Origin of the sequence: Bacillus cereus group sp. Sample62 (genome assembly GCF_036851315.1) — a bacterium.
Classification (GTDB): Bacteria; Bacillota; Bacilli; order Bacillales; family Bacillaceae_G; genus Bacillus_A; species Bacillus_A wiedmannii.
On sequence record NZ_JAFLPK010000001.1, the window covers coordinates 4597603 to 4616083 of the forward strand.

Consider the following 18481-nt stretch of genomic DNA (forward strand, 5'->3'; position numbering starts at 1 on the left):
CTCCGTCGTTCCATTCTACAAAAATCATAATCAATTTCTAACGAATATGCGATAATTAATTATATATACAGTAAGGAGGTTTCCCATGATTCGAGCAGTCTTATTCGACTTAGATGGAACACTATTAGACCGTCGTCAATCTTTAGAACAATTTATTCATAATCAATATAATTGCTTTGCCTCTCACTTAATGAACATAGAAAAATCCAAGTATTGTTCTCGATTTCTTGAACTTGATAATAATGGCTATACGTGGAAAGATAAAGTCTATGCTACTCTCCTTTCCGAATACAACATTACTACTTTAACGCAAGAACAACTGCTACAAGACTACATTACTAACTTTCAACATCATTGTATTCCTTTCCACAACATGCATGAATTACTTCAGCGTTTAACACAACAAAATATTAAAATTGGCATTATAACAAACGGCTTTACTGATTTTCAAACGAACAATCTTCGCGCACTAAACATACATACGTATACAAATACAATTCTCGTTTCCGAAGCGGAAGGAATTAAAAAACCACATCCTGACATTTTCGAACGAGCTTTGCAAAAGCTAGATGTGAAGGCGGAAGAATGCATGTATGTTGGAGATCATCCAGAAAACGATGTACTTGGTTCTGAACAAGTAGGGATTCTTGGTGTTTGGAAGAGAGATTCGTTTTGGGGTGACTTTGAGCATTCACGTGTAGTGGATGATTTATTGGAGATACTTTCGTTTTTAGAGGTAGAGATGAAAACAAAATAATAGTAAATAAATTATATCAGCGATTTTCACAATATATCCACTTACCGACAATAACAAGAGGAGGTCGCTACTCTAGCGCCTCCTCTTCCTTTATGATTCATACACTGTAAACTGCGGTTTACTCGGATGATCTTTAACTTGCGCATCATCTGGAAACTTTGAAACTTTTTGATATAGGGCAATGTCACCGATACAACCTGCTGTTAGTAAAATCCCTAAAAATGAGATGGATTGCACATTCGTAGCTAACCCGATTACAATTGGCAAAATTCCAGTTGGTAAAAACGGCAGCATTAACACTTTCTTCATTTGCTTTACTGTAATCACCTGTTTAGAATGAGCATATGCAACACCTAATTTCCAATTGACGCCCCATTTTAGTTCACTCCACGGAACACCTCCGATATAGCGAAACCCTATTAAATGTATCGCTTCATGAATACATACGAGAACAAGCATTGCGATAATAAAAAGAAACAGGGTTGGTAACGTAATTTCAATTTGAACTCCGCCTGAAAGAAGTGAATGTAAAAAACTAACTCCAATCGCTAGAGCGAATGCTATACAGCATGAATAGAAATTTAATTTCCCCATCGAAACAGTAACAGTCGTTTCTTTTCTTTTATCCATCTTCCCCCTCCTAAAATGTAAATATATCTTTACAAAATTGTATAATATACCCAAAATAATATAAAGATATATTTACATTTATTCTTACACACAAAAAAAGAAACCGGCCACTTTACTTCGTAAAACAGCCGATTTCTTCTATATGTTTCATCGTGCGCGCCAGTACATCGTCACGCATTATAAAGCTAAATTTTCTATCCGTTTTAATGTTATCAGGAATGTCTGTTATTAAAACAGATCCTTTCGTTTCTTCGTAATGCGTATGTTCTTCTACCGCACTAATTGTTGCAAAATAAATGTTTTTAATGATTATTTTGTCTTTTCCAGATACTTTATATTGTCCTAAGTAAGTTAAATCAGAAACTATGCCGCCAGTTTCTTCATGAACCTCTCGAACTGCCGCTTCTTCCGGTGTTTCCCCTAGTTCTACTTTACCACCTGGAAATTCAAGACCGCGACGTAAATGATGCGTTAATAACCATTGATCCCCATACCGGCATACAACCCAAACATGCTTTGGCTCAGGAGAAAATGGATAACGTTCAAACGATAATTGTACAGTATTGTGGTAATAATCTTTAAATTTGTACATGCCATTACTCCCCTATTGATGGTTACAAGTTTTTCCTACCACAAATTGTAGCATATTCTCGCTTTTCTGCATAATATTATCCAATTACAATCCATTGATTATTCCCATTTGCGCGACTAATTCTTTCGTCTCATGATTTCCTAAATCGTAAATCATTTTATATGCTTTTTGTAGCTGTTCATCATACCGGTCATTATTCGAATCGTGATGATACTCAACAAATGGAACGTGAGAGCGTACAAATGAACCTAAATCCTCTACATATGCTTGATCGAAGTACTCTCTTAACTCCGTAATTTCCTCATCACTTGCGGAAATTTCAAAATTATACGTATCCGCCGTCTTCACTTGTGAAATTTGACCGTTTCCTATTGATATATAATATGTTTTTTTCGTCTCCATGTAACACCCTTCTTTCATCCTTTTAATTTCTATTGTTTTCATCAATTACAAAATTATGTAAAATAAAGAAAAGGAGGGATTCCATGTTTAAAATATTAATTATCGGTATTATAATCGTCCTAGTCATACTAGTACTCTCCGTCATGACGATTAATAAAGGCTACGCTTATAAACATTCTGTTGATAAACCAGAAGATAACCCTTATACAAAAAACAGCAAGAAGAATTCATAATACACTTCATATACTACTTATTTTAGCCCACATCATATGCATTATTAGTTTATTGACAGGTCAACATAACTTTCTACCACTTTCACAATCTCTATTAGGAACTTTACTGTTTCTTATTACCATTGAACAAATAAGGAAAAAGGATTCATTATTTGTATTGTTGCAGGTGCTTTCATTTAGATTGTCCCCATTATTACCTACATAAACTAGAAGGAGGGCTTTTATGTTAAAAGGCGTTCGAATTACTTTTGCACTTATCACTTTATCTATAGCAACCTATAGTTTTATTAGCGGTAACAGAGACATTATGCCTTACATGTTCATTTTCTTAGGGGCTATGGCTTTCACTATAGGTTTAGAGGAAATAAAAAAACAGAAACAATCTAGCAGCATACTTGCTTTTATGGCTGGAGCTGGTGCTTTAATGCTTGGTTTCTCAGAAATATTCCGGTAAATAATCTATTTAAAAGGTGGAGATTTGTATGCTAAAAACATTACGAATTGTATCCGCTCTATCCGGAATGTTGACAAACGCACTTGTTACAATGCCTTATATGCTCATGGCCTTATCAATTATGACTTTCATCATGAGCGCAGAAGAGAAACAAAAGAAAGTACATAGTACACTTTCCTTCTTTTCTGGCGTATTCACTTTAATCGTTGCTATTATCATTTTTGTCTCTCAATAACTATCTTTCTACTAGGAGGTTAAAATGCATATAAGAAAATTACAGCTAACCATCGTATTTATTACTTTGATTTTATGTTTATACAGCACATTTACAATGAACTTTCAAACTTTTTCACCTATCATTTTGTTCCTCTTTAGTTTATATGGCATTTTAGTAGGAATTGAGACGATTCAAAAACAACAAAAATAAATTGGAGCTATTAGCATCGGTTTAAGTCTTTTTACGATTATTTTTGTTATTCCATTTATAATGTTCTTTTAAAGGAGGATTATATGTTAAAAAACATTCGAATTATAATCGCCACTATCGCTCTTATTCTCGCCCTATTTAGCTTCTTCGCAAATATTTCTATGCTTTTACCATACGTTTTTATCCTTTTGAGTATTATGTTTATCCTTTTTGGAATCGATGAAATAAAAGAGCGGCAAAAAGCAAAAGCATTTGTTTATTTTCTTGGTTCTGCCTTTGTTTTATATGTTGGAGTGTCTAGTATACTTTCATAAAAAAGAGGCCGCCCAACACATATGTTAGACGGCCTCTTCTTTATATTTGATTCATACTATTGTCAGTTTTTGTCGGTAAGTCGATATCCAGTGTCGAAACGCCGATATATTCGAAAAATCGTCGATATAATTTCATTTATCATCGTGTTACAAAAAAACTGCCCTTTCACAGGCAGTTTTTCTTTCTATCCAAATACTTTCTCAAGTTCATCTTTATCTTGGCTTAACCAGAAGTTCATTAAGCGTTGTGCTCCTTCTAAATCGTGAAGCTTCGCTTGGCCACATTGCGTTTCATTTGCAGCTGGAATTTCTGTAATTTGAACCGCATCTTTTAATGTTAGTTCTAATAAATCAATGATTTCTCGAACCGTTGGTGTTCCGCTTACTACAAGATAATATCCTGTTTGGCAGCCCATTGGTGAAATATCGATAATATCAAAATGCGGATAACGATCAATATATTTACGTAAATTAAATGCTAATAAATGTTCTAACGTATGAATAACATCTGGTTTCATTGCTTGTTTATTCGGTTGGCAAAAACGAATATCAAATTTATTTACAATACCGTCACTACCTACGTTGTGAACTCCGCAATGTCTTACATAAGGCGCCTTTACAATCGTATGATCTAATTCAAAGCTTTCTACTGATGGCATACAACATCTCTCCCGCTTTTAATTTAATTCCGTTATATCCAATATGATATAACGGAAATCAACATTAGTAAAGTATTATGTACAGTCGTGCTATAATACTTTAAGACTATGCGGAAAAGGAGACCATTATGAAACAGATTTTTATTGGGATTATACGCTTTTATCAAAAATTCATTTCTCCAATGACACCACCAACGTGCCGCTTTCATCCAACTTGCTCTCATTATGGATTAGAAGCATTTCAAAAACATGGTGCCATTAAAGGATTTTGGCTTACATGTAAGCGTATATTAAAATGTCACCCTTTCCACCCAGGAGGATTTGATCCTGTCCCAGATAAAAAGGATGACAAAGTAAATTCTTAATTGTCGTAACCATTCACAACTAAATCTAATTTTCCTGTATCAGGATCTATAACAAGACCGTGAACAGGTACTTCTTCAGGAAGTAATGGATGGTTGCGAAGTATTGATACGCTATGTTCTACACTTTCTTCTACACTAGAGAATCCTTGTAGGAATCTTTCTAAATCGATTCCAGAATAACGAAGTGTATCTAATTTCTCTTCTGTGATACCGCGCTCTTTCATCTTCTCAATTGTACTGCTTGCTTGAATTTTTGCCATACCACAATCGTGGTGACCAACTACACAAACTTCATCAGCACCAAGTTCATATACAGCAACTAAAATACTACGCATAATACTTCCAAACGGATGTGAAATAACAGCACCTGCTACTTTAATAATTTTCACATCACCGTTACGCATGTTCATCGCTTTCGGTAATAATTCAACAAGACGTGTATCCATACAAGAGATAATTACCATTTTTTTGTTTGGAAATTTTCCTGTTTCATACTCTTCGTATTTTTTTTCTTCAACGAATTTTTCATTGTATTGTAAAATCTCTTCTAATGACTTCATAGTTAGTTACCCTCTTTTCTCTCATTTACATTACTTATATAGTGTACCAAAATATGAAAAACACAAAAAGTATATTGCATTATTATAAAAGCAATATATTTTCAGATAACCGACATAATTCTTTCAAAATATACACACAGCTTTGTAACAAGTCTCACATACTATACTCCTATTTTCACTATAAACTAATTGTAGATAATGTAAAAAAGGAGTGAATATTTATTATGTCCGACGTTCTGTTACTGAGTCGTTTTCAATTTGCAATTACTATTTTTTATCACTTTTTATTTGTACCTTTGACAATCGGACTTGTTATTTTAGTGGCTTGTATGGAAACTCAATACGCCCGCACATTGAATCCAACATACCGAAAAATGGCAAATTTCTGGGGTAAATTATTTACAATTAACTTCGTAATGGGGATTATAACCGGGATTACGATGGAGTTCCAATTTGGAACAAACTGGTCTGAGTACTCCAAATATATGGGAGATATTTTCGGATCACCTCTCGCAATCGAAGCACTCGTTGCCTTCTTCTTAGAATCTACTTTCATGGGAATATGGTTATTCGGTAAAGACAAAATTTCACCAAAGTTCCGTGCCTTCTGTATGTGGATGGTTGCACTTGGAACAAATATTTCCGCCCTTTGGATTATTACAGCAAACGGCTTTATGCAAAACCCTGTTGGCTACGTCGTACGTAACGGCCGCGCTGAATTAAATGATTTCTGGGCACTTGTTACAAATCCATATGCTTGGAACATGTTCTTCCATACTGTAATTGGTTGTTATATCGTTGGTGCTTTCTTCGTTATGGCAATTAGTGCCTATCATTTATTACGTAAAAATGAAGTTGAATTCTTCAAAAAATCATTTAAGTTTGGTTTAATGTTAGGTTTATTCGCTGCAACTGTTACACCGTTTATGGGTCATCAGTCTGGTGTATCAGCAGCTAAATACCAACCAGCTAAAGGTGCTGCGATGGAAGCTGTTTGGGAAACTGGAAAAGGACAAGGCTTCTCGATTGTTCAAATTCCTGATGTGAAAAATGAAAAGAACTTTGAATTCCTTACTATTCCGAAACTAGGAAGTTTCTTCTATACAAATTCATTTGATGGAGAAATTGTTGGTTTAAAAGATATCCCGAAAGATGAACGTCCAAATGTTAACCTCGTGTATTATAGCTTCCGCTTAATGGTTGCACTTGGTATGTTCTTTATGGCATTAACTTGGTTCGGTTTCTATTTAAACCGAAAAGGAAAACTAGAAAACTCAAAACGTTATTTAAAAATCACAATGTGGTCTGTCTTACTGCCATATATCGCAATTAACGCTGGGTGGATTGTTGCCGAAGTAGGTCGTCAACCATGGACAGTTTATAAACTGATGCGTACAGCAGAATCTGTATCACCTATATCCGTTCCGCAGATTTGGTTCTCATTAATTAGTTTAATATTATTCTATACTCTACTCTTAATTGCAGACGTATACTTAATGCTGAAGTTCGCGAAAAAAGGACCTGCTGCATTAGAAGAGCCTGCTACTGAAGGAGGTGCGGCTCATGTCTCATGATATGCTCGCAATCATCTGGTTCGGTTTATGGGGCGTAATTTGGACAGTTTACTTCATTCTTGATGGGTATGCACTTGGTAACGGAATGATTTTTCCTTTCGTTGCGAAAGACCGACAAGAACGCAATCAATTACAAGAAGCAATTGGCCCATTCTGGGGTGGTAATGAAGTATGGTTAATTACAGCTGGTGGCGCAACATTTGCTGCCTTTCCAGTCACATATGCAAATATGTTTAGTTATTTATATACACCACTATTTTTAGTATTACTTGCACTGTTCGCTCGTGCTGCCGGACTTGAATTTATGCATAAAGACGATTCACCAATTTGGCAAAAAACTTGCAAATGGGCATTTACAATTGGTAGTTTCCTAATCGCCTTCTTATTCGGAGTTACGTTCGCTAACCTTTATTACGGACTACAAATCGGAAAAAATGGGTACGAAGGAAATTTACTTAGCTTACTAAATCATTACGGTATTTTAGGAGGTCTGTTCTTCACTGCTATATTCGTCGTATCTGGTGCCCTTTGGGTTATGATTAAAACGACTGGTGAAGTATCTGATCGTGCTTATAAAATCGCAAGACCATTTTCAATGGCAGCTGCTATCATTTTAGCTATCTTCTATGTAGCAACTGCAAATCGTACAAACTTATTCCAAAACTTCACTGAGTATCCTGTACTATTCATTCTTCCAGTACTTGCGATGTTAATGAGTGTACTCGCACTTATTATGGTGTACAAACATAAAATCGGTCTTGCCTTCACATTCGTTTGCTTAACAATCGCGATGTTTATGACAACTGGCTTTGCAGGCATGTTCCCAAGAATGTTACCGTCACGTATTAACGATGCATACAGCACAACGCTATACAACGCAGCAGGTAGTCAGTTAAACTTAAAAATTATGTTCTTCGTTGCAATGATTATGGTACCCATTGTTATTGGATATCAACTTTGGAGCTACAGTATCTTTAAAAATAAAATTCATAAAGACTCTGCTAAAGGGTATCACTAAAATAAAAAAAGACACTTCGTTTGAAGTGTCTTTTTTGTACGTATGATTTTCGATAAGATGTTATATTTCTAATCTAACAACTATAATACAGAAGAATCATTAACAGCTCACAGCTAAAGTGTAACATACAACAAACATGTTACTTTATGCAATTTTGCATATGAAAATTATAACGTGGATTGAATGACTTGATCATACACATCGTTATCCCTTACATCCGCTGTACTAATACCACTAAATGTTTGTACTTTTTTTCCTGTATTCGATGATCCCGATCCATTATAAGCTTTCGTTTTTTCAATCGGCTGCACGTTATATTTGTCTCCTAAATTAATCGTTCCGTTACAGTTTTCAATAATAACGCCTTCCACAATTGACGGCATTTTGTCACCTACTTTCATTTCCTTACTTTTATTTTATGAGAATCGCCTAAAAAAATAGCATGTTTCCATAAGAAAAAGCACTCAAACTGAGTGCTTTTTCTTATTTACCTTTTTTCTTTTTCTCACAAGCAATTCCATCGCCATCACGATCTAAATGCTTACCATAATATGGACTATCTCTTGTAATGTCATAATATCCAGCATCGTTTGCTTCTTTACAATTAGCAAAACGTTTCGGATCCGGTTTTACTTCAGGTTTTACGTCAGGCTTCACTTCTGGTTGTGGTTGTTTTGCTCCTGGTCTTTCTTCAAATGGTAACGTTGCATTATATAAGAACTGAACGTATTGCTCACGACTTACATGCATTTTAGGTGCGAATTTACCATCACCAGTTCCAGCCGTAATATAATTTGATTTAATTGCAGTAATCGCAGGATTCGCCCATCCATTTCTATCTACATCCGGGAAATTATGATCGCCTCTTATTTGCAATTGGAATCCCCTTGTCAAAATTTGTGCCATTTCTTCACGAGTTAACGAATCTTTCGGTCTAAATTTCCCTGTGTTATCTCCAACGAATACACCCATCTCTGTTAAAGCAAGAATCTCTTTTTTAAACATAGTTGAACGATCCGTAACATCTTTATACGGATTGTTATACTGTTCTTTTACTGTCGGTTTTAAATGACGGAACATAAGAGCTGCAACTTGCTCACGTGTTACATCATCACCAAATCCAAAAATCCCATTTCCGTATCCAGCAACAACGTTTTTATTTGCTAAATCCATAATTGCTTTATAAGACCAATGATTGTTTGGAACATCTTTAAAATCTGTACTTGCCTGCGCTGTTCCAATTGAAGTAAATGCTGTAGTTGCAACAATTGCACCTGTTAAAATTAATTTTTTAAATCCCATATTTAAGTCTCCTTCTCTTCCCTATAATAACCATTTAACAATATAACAAATTATTTAAATATATTTTGTCGCATTATGTCGAACACAAAAAAGAATCCAGAAGGATTCTTTTTTGCTAAGCATGAATGGCAATTTCGGAGACAGTTGACTTCTTCAAAAATTTATTAGGGGTAATATTTTGAAAAAGAAAGCCTTTCATATGTAGGTTAACATCACTGGAATATATAGTAAATTGATAATATTTATACGGAAGATTGCTAATGTTTAGTATAGATACTTTCCACTATACCAACAGTGAAAAGTATCTACATAAAACAACAAAAAGGCGCCTTCAAAGAAGACACCTCTCATAAACAGACGCTATAAAACAGAATTATTTATTGTTATACGATTGTTAGATACAAAAAGTAGAGGGAAATGTTTGTAAGAAATTCTGCTTTATATAGTCTGCCTACCACTTATATTTTAATCCTCTTCACTTGAAAATAAATATAATATGCATAATTACATGAAAAAAGAAAAGACACTCCATAGAGTGCCTTTTCAACCTTTTTACTTTTAATATATCGCCTTACATACATTTTAACATATGTATCTTTATGTTTTATTGAGAAAATTCTAAATCATCTTTCCTTTCATTTTCAATTATAAAATCATGTAATATAAAGGGTATGTCAAATTATTATACAAATTGAGGTGTACTATATTTATGTCTTTTGGAATCATTCCTCTTATATTGTTTATTATATTTCTGATCTCCTATTTAAAAGATCCACGAAAAATAATAAATGGCTTTTTATTTAATGCCTTTTTCTGCTTTTTCCTTCTTTTTTGTGTGATTATATCTGTGAATTCAAGTAGTGAGGTCCTACGCTATATTATAATTTTACCTATTTTAGCACTACTCATTCTGCTCCCTTTCGGTTTTATTGCCTTAATGTTTGGGCTATTTCTGAATGCTAGAATTTTAATGAAGCGAGAAGGACGACGTTTCACTAACTGTTTAACACTCCTTGCTGCTTTAGGGATGTTACTCTGTATGTTACTCCCTATTATAAATCCAGCAAGTTTGTTCTCATCACATTTACAGCCTATTTTTGCTGGTATTTCTTTTATAAGCGTATATTTCTTCATACACCTATCTAACTTCTTAAGCGCTTATTTTCTATATCAATTCAACAGACCAAGGCGTAATCAAGATTTCATCATCGTTCTTGGTAGTGGCTTAATTAATGACAAAGTGCCCCCTTTACTTGCAAGTCGTATTAATAAAGCAATTGACTTCTATTGGAAACAAGCAGCTGTGAATACACCACCAACAATCATTTTCTCTGGTGGACAAGGTCCAGATGAAGGCCTTCCAGAAGCAGAAGCGATGCAAAAGTACGCTGTTGAAAAAGGAATCCCACTTGAACATACAGTGCAAGAAAATCGCTCTGTAAACACATATCAAAATATGTCGTTCTCTAAAGAAATTATGGATTCTTTAAAGCCTAACGGTAAGTATAGAAGTATTTTTACAACGAATAATTTCCATCTTTTCCGTGCTGGTATATATGCAAAACAAGCGGGTCTTAATAGCCAAGGAATCGGATCAAAAACTGCGTTTTATTACTGGCCTAATGCAATGATTCGTGAGTATGTTGCAATTGTTGTGATGGGACGTAAACGTCATATGAAAGTTTGCGGAGCTATTTTAGGATTCTCTTTATTCCTATCCGTGCTTAGTTTTATCATTTCTTAATAGTCTCCCATCCTTTGAAAGGATGGGATTTCTTATACTCATTTCAAAAATATTTTAAAGATAATATGGTGATAATATTCCCTGCATACATCCATTAAAGGAGAAATTTTTCAAATTAAATGTTAAAATGAAATTTAGGTGTGAATTACGTAACAAATAAGAAACTAGTTTGAAACGAGGAAATTACATGGAGAAAATTATTAAAAACAAGCCCAATAAGCTAAAAATCGCTTCAAAAGCTTTGATGATTATTATTGGGGCATTTATCACAGCATACGGATTAGAAGCGGTATTAATTCCAAATAACGTATCAGACGGTGGTGTGACTGGTTTAAGTATCGTTAGTTCAAGATTATTTGGATTGCCATTAGGAGCTCTAATCGCAGTTATTAACATTCCTTTCGTTTGGTTAGGATATAAACAAATAGGTAAAAGCTTTGCAATTTATTCTATTATTGGGATTGCTTCATTAGCAATAGGTACCGTTGTCATGCACGGAATACCTACTATTATTGAAGGTGATACACTACTCGTTACAGTTGTTGGTGGTATTATTATCGGTTTCGGCATGGGACTAGCATTGCGTAACGGCGGCGCATTAGATGGAATCGATATGCTAGCTGTATTACTTTCTCGTAAGTTACCTTTTGGAACAAGTGACCTTATTTTATTCTTAAACATGTTCGTATTTATTTTCGTATCAACAGTATTCGGTCTGCAAGGAGCTATCCTTTCGGCAATTGCTTACTTTATCGCTTCGAAAGTGATTCATATCGTTGAAGTTGGTTTAAGTGGTTCAAAAACATTTAAAATCATTACGAAAGAACCTGAATTAATGGTAGAAACAATTCGTGATCGTTTAGGCCGAAGCGCAACGTATAACGAAGTATACGGTGGTTATTCAAGGGAGAAATTCAAAGAAATTTCTTGTGTAATTAACCGTTTAGAAGAAAGTAAAATGAAGGATTTGATTAATGAAATCGATCCAAATGCCTTTATTACAGTTTATGACGTAGCAGAAGTAAAAGGCGGTAACTTTAAGAAACGTGATATTCATTAATCATTATGAATAAAGAGGGTGTGCCAACAATTTGGCACACCCTCTTCTTATTATTAAATTGCTATAACTGTCAGTTTTTGTCAGTAAGTCGATATATTTTGAATTGCGATCGATATATTCCGATAGTCGCTGATATATTTTTACTCTCTCCACCTTCCTCCTTTCTTAATCCATGCTACGTATTTTTGAAAGGCGGGCACTTCATGTTGAAAGCGAAGCGGAACATATAGAAAGAGAGTACATGTACATAGTATCCATAGAATACCTACTACAAAGTGAAATTTCATCGTTGTGCTAATAAACAAACTGAGGAATAAGACGAGGAACATAATCAAACTAAACCTTTTATATAGAGTCATACTAATCTCCTCCTTATAACTTAATTGTACCAGCTATAAGGAATTAATTTCCATAATAAAAAGACCGAAAAGCATATTCAACTTTTCGGTCTCTATAACTATCTTCTCTTCATAATCTTTCCTGAACCACCAACCCTCGTTTTCGGGGGAGATGTATTCTTTGGCGGCGTTTTAATAGATGATTTCGGCTTCACATCTGATCCGCTCGAGCCACCTGGTGTTTTTGTAATTTTTCCTTTGCTTCCAGTAGACGGCGGAGGGGTACTACTTCCTTTTTTCGTAATACTTCCTGTATCTCCTACAGAAGATTTCGAATCTACATTATCGCCTCGCTTAATGATAGATCCTTTCCCTTCCTTCGTAATTGGAGGAGGGGTTTTCTTTTCTTCTTTCGTAGGTGGTCTTTCTGGAATAACTGGTTTATGATTTTGTCTGTCATTATATCCTCGGTAATCACCGGATGATGATTTTTTCGAACCGAATATATCGTTTAATATACTTCCCATAATATATCCTTGCAGGAAGGATGGTTGGTAATTTTGACGGACAAATTCTTCATTACTTACTTCAATTAACGTATCAGATGGTTTCTCTTTATCCTTTTGCAAATTATACATTTTATCAGAATAAACGAGGAACATTTGATTTTCGTCTTCTTTAGATGCTTGCTTCGGTTTCCTTTCAGCTATAAGTTCCTTCGCGACTTCAGGAACTGACCGATTGGCGGCCCTATACACGTAAGATTCTTGTTTACCTTCCTTTGCGACAGATTCAAGTGGATAACGGTCTTGAATCGACTTTGTCTGCCCACCTTGACAACCTGATAAGGCATATCCAGCAACAACAAGTAATATAACGATAGCAAGTATAGGGATTACGAACGATTTAATCATGGTAAACAATCGGTTTGACATGATTACGCCCCCTTACGTTGCTCTTATAATTTGTACATCAGCAGGAATAATTGCTTCTCCCTCATACATCATTGTGCGACCATTTTGCCATTCAATACGCAATAATTTTCGGTTATCGGATTGGAATTCCCATACATGCTGTTCCTCTGAAGCAGAGAATGGTGTTTTCCCCATCACAACAACACGTCCGTTATATTGCTCTTCCATATGGTACTCTGTATCATCCATTTCAATTGTCGTCGGAATTTCATCAATCGAATCTAAGCGACCATCAATGGGGGTATATAATTTGTAATACGTATTTTCACGGTCTTCAATTTTTAAATAACGAATATCTTTCCCGTCTTGCAGTGTTAAAACAATTTCTTTACGAGAATGCATACTCGTTTTCCCAGTTAATTCGTACATGACTAATGAAACTTCAATCATATCGCCAGGAGCTAACGTTAACAAACTTTTCTCTGGTTTCGGCGGCTCTGGGCTCTTCATTATATTTTTAATTCGTTTAAATAAACTCATGATTTACCCCTCCTTCTCTCTTTATAAACAAGCACCTAAAATAAGTGCACCAACGATATGTAATGATCCGGCCAACATCGCGTGTGCAACACTGCCTTCTTTCGTACCTTCTTCTAAATCTAAACCAGCCATTTTCTTTAACACAAATTCGATAAACATTTCTACCACTAATAAAATAACGAAAGAAACTGCTGATGCAAGTAGTGCTTGCCATAAGTCGTTTGCTTTCGTTATAGATTGAGATAAAATGTACCCTTGCGCGAATAATTTCATAACGAAACGCGTTGTTACAGCTGTATTCCCATTCTTTATTTCTTTTAAATCATTGTATTTAGTAAAAATTGAATCAACCCACATAATTGCAAATAAAAGTACTGCACTTGCTCCAGTCCATACAAGCATGGCTAACACATTTGTCCATGTCATTGCAAAACCTCCTCTAAAAAGTAATAGAAAACCGACATGAATTTGTTTAGACATGTCGGTTCATTTGTCTCTATTCTATATTATTTCTCATACTGCTTCATAATACGAGCTAATTCATCGTCAACAGCAGAATTTTTGTTTAAGCTTGCGAATTCATCATCTAATGATTTTTCTTTTTTGTACACTTCCCCGCTTGCCTCTGCTTCAGCCTCTAATTGAAGAGCTTTCTCTTCCATACGGCTTAAACCAGCTTTCGCTGAATTCGAATCAAATCCAGACATTGCCTGATTAATATTCTTTTGTGCTTTCGCCGCATTTACACGTGCTACAAGTGTTTCACGTTTATTTTTCAGCTCTGTTAATTGCTTACGCATTTCTTCTAACTTCAGGCGAAGATTATCAGCAGCAGCTTTGTTTTGCTCATAGCTTGCTTTATACTCATTCATCTTTTGCTCTGCATTTTGTTTTTCTTCAAGAGCACGGCGCGCAAGGTCAAGATTGCTTGCTTGAACAGCCATATGAGCTTGCTCTTCACGTTTTTTCACAAGTGCTTCTTGCTCTTCAAATAATATTTTGAATTTCTTTTCAAGTGCAATTTGAGCTGCTACACTTTTCTCTGCTTCTTGTACATCCGCTTGCATATCACGTAAATATTGATCCGTCATCTTAACTGGATCTTCCGCTTTTTCAATCATTGAATACACATTCGACATTGTTAAATCTCTTAATCGTTTAAATACAGACATCCAAATTCCTCCTATGATATACCTCATATTTCAAATTCACTACTTGGAAAACTGAAAAATCTCCCTTTACAGTAAAGAATATTCATTTTTACAGCCTATGTGTTTATTATAACAAAACTAATATGTCCTTACATGTTATTTCCAAAATACATCCAATATAATATGACATTCTAGATACAATATTGTATTTCTAATATATTCTCATTATCTCTCCTTAAAATTAACTTACTTTTGTGCACTTTCACTAAATTACATAAGTGTAATGTTACTGTAAGCTAACTCGATAGTTCCGTTTCCATATTTCTTATACACTAATACCAGAAGCAACAAACAAACTTCTCATTATTTCAAGACTAATACAAAAGTGTATTTACTATAAAACATATAAAAGGAGAAATCATCATGAAAAAATTAATAGGAATCGGATTAGCAGCAGCAATTTCATTCGGAGCATTATCAGGTTGCTCTTTATTAGGGGAAAAAGCGAACGGCTTTGTACTGTACGGATCAGAAGAGCAAGTTCAGCAAATTACAGATAAAAATAAAAAAGAAGTGAAAGAAAAAGACTTCTATAAAATGAAAATGACAACATTAGAAGGTAAAAAAGTTCTTGTCATGGATAAGAAAACTGGTGAAGAACTAGTGAAGAAAGAATTACTTAGCAAAGTGGATGAAAAAGACGACACGAAGCCACTTGATAAATTACCAGCTGTAACAACAGAACAAGGTGTATTATTCGCAAAAGAAAAAGTAGAAAATACTACACTTGATGGTGCCAAATTAAAATACGAAGGCAACACAATTATTGGAAGTGGCCGTGCATATGCCGACATGTTCGCAATTGTTGATGATGCAACTTACGGAAATGTAAAAGGTGAAGAAAAATCTGTAGGGGTATTAAAATTCGATAAGGATCCAAGTAAAGAATTCCCTGGAAAGAATGGTGTAGAATCATCACAACTTGTAAAAATTAAGAAGTAATAAAAAAAGCTTTGCGAAATTCGCAAAGCTTTTTTCTATTTATTATGAGCAATTTGCTCCATATCCGGACTACAAGTTTGCGACTGACATGACTTATTTAAAGAACATGCGGCGCACTTTCCCTTTTTACTTCTCTTTACAAAATTAACTAACGTGTATGCTGCATAACCAAAAATGATAGCTCCAATTATAATATTGACCATCACTCTAATACATCTCCTTCTAGAATCCGAGTAAGGATCCAACTTGGTATATAATGAACGTTAATACATAAGCAACAACGAGTGGATAAACGACAGAAAAAATCGTCCACTTCGCTGATCCTGTTTCACGTTTAATAACAGCTACTGTCGCTAAACACGGAACATATAATAAAATAAAGAACATAAATGCATATGCTGATAACGCAGTATAATGTGCTCCCATTACATTTCCAAGCACATCTTCTTTCACCGCATAAATAATTGCCATTGTAGAAACGACAACTTCTTTCGCTAAAAATCCTGTTAAAAGAGATGCTGCAGCTTGCCATGTTCCAAAGCCGAGCGGTGCAAATAGTGGTGCAATAAATCCACCAATCATCGCTAAGTAACTATCTCCCATATCAACACCCAATCCTGATGGACCTGCATAATTTAATAGCCAAATGACAACAGAACCACCGAAGATGAATGTACCAGCCTTACGAACAAATCCTTTTCCTTTCTCCCATGTGCTTAGCCATAACGTTTTCGCTTGTGGCACACGGTAAGGCGGTAGTTCAATAACGAAAATAGACTTTTCCGCTTTTAAAATTGTAAGAGACATAATTTTTGTAACTAATAACGCAAGAACAATACCTGCAACATATAAAGAAAATACAACAGTTGCCTGACTATGAGGGAAGAATACTCCCGCAAATAATGCATATACAGGTAAACGCGCTGAACAAGACATAAACGGTGTTACAAGAACTGTAAGTAAACGTTCTTTTTCTTGTTCAATCGTTCTCGCTGCCATAATACCTGGAACGTTACATCCAAAACCGATAATCATCGGAATGAACGCTTTTCCGTTTAAACCGAAGAACTCCATAATTCGATCCATAACAACTGCAATTCGCGCCATATATCCTGAGTCTTCTAATAATGAAATGAAAAAGAATAGTGCAAAGATTTGTGGAACGAATACTAATACCGCACCAACACCAGCAATAATACCTTCTGTAACGAGTGCTTGAATAAAATCAGAAGCTCCAACACTTGTGAGCCCAGCCGTTACCCAATCCGTAAGCTGTCCACCAAAAAACTCATCTAACATATCGGATAAAGGTGTACCAATCCACGTAAACGTAACCTGAAAAATAAAAAACATAACTGCTAAAAAGATTGGAAGTCCTAAAATTTTATGTGTAATTAATCTATCAATTTTTTCCGAAAAAGGAATTTTTCCTTCTTTCTCATGCTGCATAACATTTGTTTTTAACTTTTCAATATACGCTTCACGAGTTTTGTAAATATGCTCTTCCAACGTACAATCAAGTTTTCCCTCTAAGCGAGATCGAATGGCTATGAGCTCCTTATAAATTGGTAGTGCTTTCATTTCTTTTTCTACTACTTCGTTATTACTTAAAAATTGAAGGACCAACCATCTTGGATGCTCATACTTCTCTTTCTCGAAAAGAGAAATTGCTTCTCCAATTCCTTCATCTACTTGTACACCATATGAAATAATGAATGGCTTTTTCTCACTTTTGTCATTTTCTTTAAGAGTCGCAAGTAGTTCTTCACAACCTTTTCCGCTTCTTGCAACGACAGGAACGACTGTCACACCTAATAGTTCTGATAATCGTTTAACATCAATTACAATACCTCTTTGCTTCGCCACATCAACCATATTTAAACCAATTGAAACTGGCTTACCAAATTCAAGTAACTGCAACGTTAAATGCATATTTCGTTCAAATTGCGAAGAATCCACAATATTTAACATATGCTGAAATTCTTCTGTTAGTAGAAAGTTTGTTACAACACCTTCATCACGTGAAACTGGATTCAAATCATATACGCCTGGTAAATCTATTAATGTTCCTTGTCTATCTTTTAATTTACCAACCTTTTTTTCTACTGTTACACCGCTCCAGTTTCCTACGTATTCATAAGAACCAGTAAGTGCATTAAATAATGATGTTTTCCCTGTATTCGGATTCCCTAGCAAAGCTACCTTATTCACGCTAATTCCACCTTTATCATTTTCGCGTCACAATGACGAATACTAATTAACTGTCCACGACACTCCAATGTACAAGGACCTTTAAACATCGCTTTCTGTTTCAGGCGAAGTTCGCTTCCTTCAGCAAGACCGAAAGCAGCTAGTCTACGCTTTAATAGCTGATCTAAAGACTGAATACTTTTTACTAACACTTTCTCTCCAATTTTAATATCTACTAAGCTCATAACCTTCCCC

General features: G+C 35.0%; 26 protein-coding genes and 2 pseudogenes. 13 read left to right on the forward strand and 15 right to left on the reverse strand.

Annotated elements, in window-relative coordinates:
* Positions 1-85: 85 nt before the first annotated feature.
* Complete coding sequence (locus J0835_RS23535) at positions 86-757, forward strand: HAD family hydrolase (RefSeq protein ID WP_087982585.1); 672 nt, start codon at positions 86-88, stop codon at positions 755-757.
* A gap of 90 nt (positions 758-847) precedes the next feature.
* On the opposite strand, the gene J0835_RS23540 is transcribed toward J0835_RS23535, so the two are convergent.
* From J0835_RS23540 to J0835_RS23550, 3 genes are all read right to left on the reverse strand, one after another.
* Positions 848-1387 carry a DUF3267 domain-containing protein gene (locus J0835_RS23540; RefSeq protein WP_087982587.1) on the reverse strand — a complete coding sequence of 180 codons (540 nt, stop codon included), beginning with the start codon at positions 1385-1387 and terminating at the stop codon, positions 848-850.
* 112 nt (positions 1388-1499) lie between these two features.
* Positions 1500-1979, reverse strand: a complete 480-nt coding sequence (gene mutTA, locus J0835_RS23545; protein ID WP_087982589.1) for an antimutator 8-oxo-(dGTP/GTP)ase — start codon at positions 1977-1979, stop codon at positions 1500-1502.
* An 84-nt stretch (positions 1980-2063) separates the two neighbouring features.
* Positions 2064-2381, reverse strand: a complete 318-nt coding sequence (locus J0835_RS23550; RefSeq protein ID WP_000448410.1) for a hypothetical protein — start codon at positions 2379-2381, stop codon at positions 2064-2066.
* Between the two features lie 83 nt (positions 2382-2464).
* Here J0835_RS23550 and ytzI point away from each other — a divergent pair, with 83 nt between their 5' ends.
* From ytzI to J0835_RS23580, 6 genes and pseudogenes are all read left to right on the forward strand, one after another.
* A complete protein-coding gene (ytzI, locus tag J0835_RS23555) occupies positions 2465-2614 on the forward strand; it encodes a YtzI protein (protein ID WP_000472802.1) in 150 nt (49 codons plus the stop codon).
* A pseudogene (locus J0835_RS23560) lies at positions 2607-2794 on the forward strand (hypothetical protein). Before ytzI ends, J0835_RS23560 begins: the two are co-directional and overlap by 8 nt.
* A 43-nt stretch (positions 2795-2837) precedes the next feature.
* The gene (locus J0835_RS23565; protein ID WP_087982591.1) at positions 2838-3068 is read left to right on the forward strand and encodes a YczI family protein; all 231 of its coding nucleotides are present in this window, start codon (positions 2838-2840) and stop codon (positions 3066-3068) included.
* Between the two features lie 28 nt (positions 3069-3096).
* Positions 3097-3303, forward strand: coding sequence for a hypothetical protein (locus tag J0835_RS23570; protein ID WP_087982593.1), 207 nt, complete (start codon positions 3097-3099; stop codon positions 3301-3303).
* 24 nt (positions 3304-3327) lie between these two features.
* A pseudogene (locus J0835_RS23575) lies at positions 3328-3567 on the forward strand (hypothetical protein).
* A gap of 11 nt (positions 3568-3578) precedes the next feature.
* Entirely contained in the window at positions 3579-3809 is a 231-nt protein-coding gene (locus tag J0835_RS23580) for a YczI family protein (protein WP_087982594.1), read from the forward strand.
* A 185-nt stretch (positions 3810-3994) separates the two neighbouring features.
* Here J0835_RS23580 and luxS read toward each other — a convergent pair whose 3' ends face one another.
* Positions 3995-4468 carry an S-ribosylhomocysteine lyase LuxS gene (gene luxS, locus J0835_RS23585; protein ID WP_001141371.1) on the reverse strand — a complete coding sequence of 158 codons (474 nt, stop codon included), beginning with the start codon at positions 4466-4468 and terminating at the stop codon, positions 3995-3997.
* Positions 4469-4596: 128 nt separating this feature from the next.
* On the opposite strand from luxS, the gene yidD reads away from it, so the two are divergent.
* Positions 4597-4833, forward strand: a complete 237-nt coding sequence (gene yidD / locus J0835_RS23590; RefSeq protein ID WP_087982596.1) for a membrane protein insertion efficiency factor YidD — start codon at positions 4597-4599, stop codon at positions 4831-4833.
* Here yidD and J0835_RS23595 read toward each other — a convergent pair.
* Positions 4830-5393, reverse strand: a complete 564-nt coding sequence (locus J0835_RS23595) for a beta-class carbonic anhydrase (protein ID WP_000838167.1) — start codon at positions 5391-5393, stop codon at positions 4830-4832. The two genes, yidD and J0835_RS23595, sit on opposite strands and share 4 nt — an antisense overlap.
* 224 nt (positions 5394-5617) lie before the next feature.
* Here J0835_RS23595 and cydA point away from each other — a divergent pair, with 224 nt between their 5' ends.
* The gene (gene cydA / locus J0835_RS23600; RefSeq protein ID WP_087982598.1) at positions 5618-6967 is read left to right on the forward strand and encodes a cytochrome ubiquinol oxidase subunit I; all 1350 of its coding nucleotides are present in this window, start codon (positions 5618-5620) and stop codon (positions 6965-6967) included.
* Complete coding sequence (cydB, locus tag J0835_RS23605; protein ID WP_087982600.1) at positions 6957-7985, forward strand: cytochrome d ubiquinol oxidase subunit II; 1029 nt, start codon at positions 6957-6959, stop codon at positions 7983-7985. Before cydA ends, cydB begins: the two co-directional genes overlap by 11 nt.
* A gap of 167 nt (positions 7986-8152) precedes the next feature.
* Here cydB and J0835_RS23610 read toward each other — a convergent pair whose 3' ends face one another.
* Positions 8153-8386, reverse strand: a complete 234-nt coding sequence (locus J0835_RS23610) for a spore germination protein (protein ID WP_140386911.1) — start codon at positions 8384-8386, stop codon at positions 8153-8155.
* A gap of 82 nt (positions 8387-8468) precedes the next feature.
* Complete coding sequence (locus J0835_RS23615; RefSeq protein WP_087982602.1) at positions 8469-9287, reverse strand: S-layer homology domain-containing protein; 819 nt, start codon at positions 9285-9287, stop codon at positions 8469-8471.
* 709 nt (positions 9288-9996) lie between these two features.
* Here J0835_RS23615 and J0835_RS23620 point away from each other — a divergent pair.
* Together J0835_RS23620 and J0835_RS23625 are read left to right on the forward strand one after the other, a co-directional pair.
* Entirely contained in the window at positions 9997-11031 is a 1035-nt protein-coding gene (locus tag J0835_RS23620) for a YdcF family protein (RefSeq protein WP_087982604.1), read from the forward strand.
* A 187-nt stretch (positions 11032-11218) separates the two neighbouring features.
* Positions 11219-12091, forward strand: coding sequence for a YitT family protein (locus J0835_RS23625; RefSeq protein ID WP_000411242.1), 873 nt, complete (start codon positions 11219-11221; stop codon positions 12089-12091).
* A 140-nt stretch (positions 12092-12231) separates the two neighbouring features.
* Here J0835_RS23625 and J0835_RS23630 read toward each other — a convergent pair whose 3' ends face one another.
* From J0835_RS23630 to J0835_RS23650, 5 genes are all read right to left on the reverse strand, one after another.
* Positions 12232-12450, reverse strand: coding sequence for a hypothetical protein (locus J0835_RS23630; RefSeq protein ID WP_087982607.1), 219 nt, complete (start codon positions 12448-12450; stop codon positions 12232-12234).
* Positions 12451-12548: 98 nt separating this feature from the next.
* Positions 12549-13364, reverse strand: coding sequence for a DUF4247 domain-containing protein (locus J0835_RS23635; protein WP_087982609.1), 816 nt, complete (start codon positions 13362-13364; stop codon positions 12549-12551).
* Between the two features lie 12 nt (positions 13365-13376).
* Positions 13377-13883, reverse strand: a complete 507-nt coding sequence (locus J0835_RS23640) for a DUF4178 domain-containing protein (RefSeq protein ID WP_000051749.1) — start codon at positions 13881-13883, stop codon at positions 13377-13379.
* 21 nt (positions 13884-13904) lie between these two features.
* Positions 13905-14309 (reverse strand): DUF350 domain-containing protein, encoded by a 405-nt coding sequence (locus tag J0835_RS23645; protein WP_000220322.1) that lies wholly within the window; start codon positions 14307-14309, stop codon positions 13905-13907.
* Between the two features lie 80 nt (positions 14310-14389).
* On the reverse strand, positions 14390-15055 hold the full coding sequence (locus tag J0835_RS23650) for a PspA/IM30 family protein (protein WP_000110298.1): 666 nt from the start codon (positions 15053-15055) through the stop codon (positions 14390-14392).
* A gap of 402 nt (positions 15056-15457) precedes the next feature.
* Here J0835_RS23650 and J0835_RS23655 point away from each other — a divergent pair, with 402 nt between their 5' ends.
* The gene (locus tag J0835_RS23655; protein ID WP_087982611.1) at positions 15458-16036 is read left to right on the forward strand and encodes a lipoprotein BA_5634 family protein; all 579 of its coding nucleotides are present in this window, start codon (positions 15458-15460) and stop codon (positions 16034-16036) included.
* A 35-nt stretch (positions 16037-16071) separates the two neighbouring features.
* Here J0835_RS23655 and J0835_RS23660 read toward each other — a convergent pair whose 3' ends face one another.
* Genes J0835_RS23660 through J0835_RS23670 form a run of 3 tightly spaced genes read right to left on the reverse strand, consistent with a single transcriptional unit; the run spans position 16072 to position 18471 of the window.
* Positions 16072-16242 (reverse strand): FeoB-associated Cys-rich membrane protein, encoded by a 171-nt coding sequence (locus J0835_RS23660; protein WP_000989598.1) that lies wholly within the window; start codon positions 16240-16242, stop codon positions 16072-16074.
* A 16-nt stretch (positions 16243-16258) separates the two neighbouring features.
* Positions 16259-18247, reverse strand: a complete 1989-nt coding sequence (gene feoB / locus J0835_RS23665; protein ID WP_087982613.1) for a ferrous iron transport protein B — start codon at positions 18245-18247, stop codon at positions 16259-16261.
* Complete coding sequence (locus tag J0835_RS23670) at positions 18244-18471, reverse strand: FeoA family protein (RefSeq protein ID WP_000060512.1); 228 nt, start codon at positions 18469-18471, stop codon at positions 18244-18246. The genes feoB and J0835_RS23670 overlap by 4 nt, the downstream gene beginning before the upstream one ends.
* Positions 18472-18481: the final 10 nt, after the last annotated feature.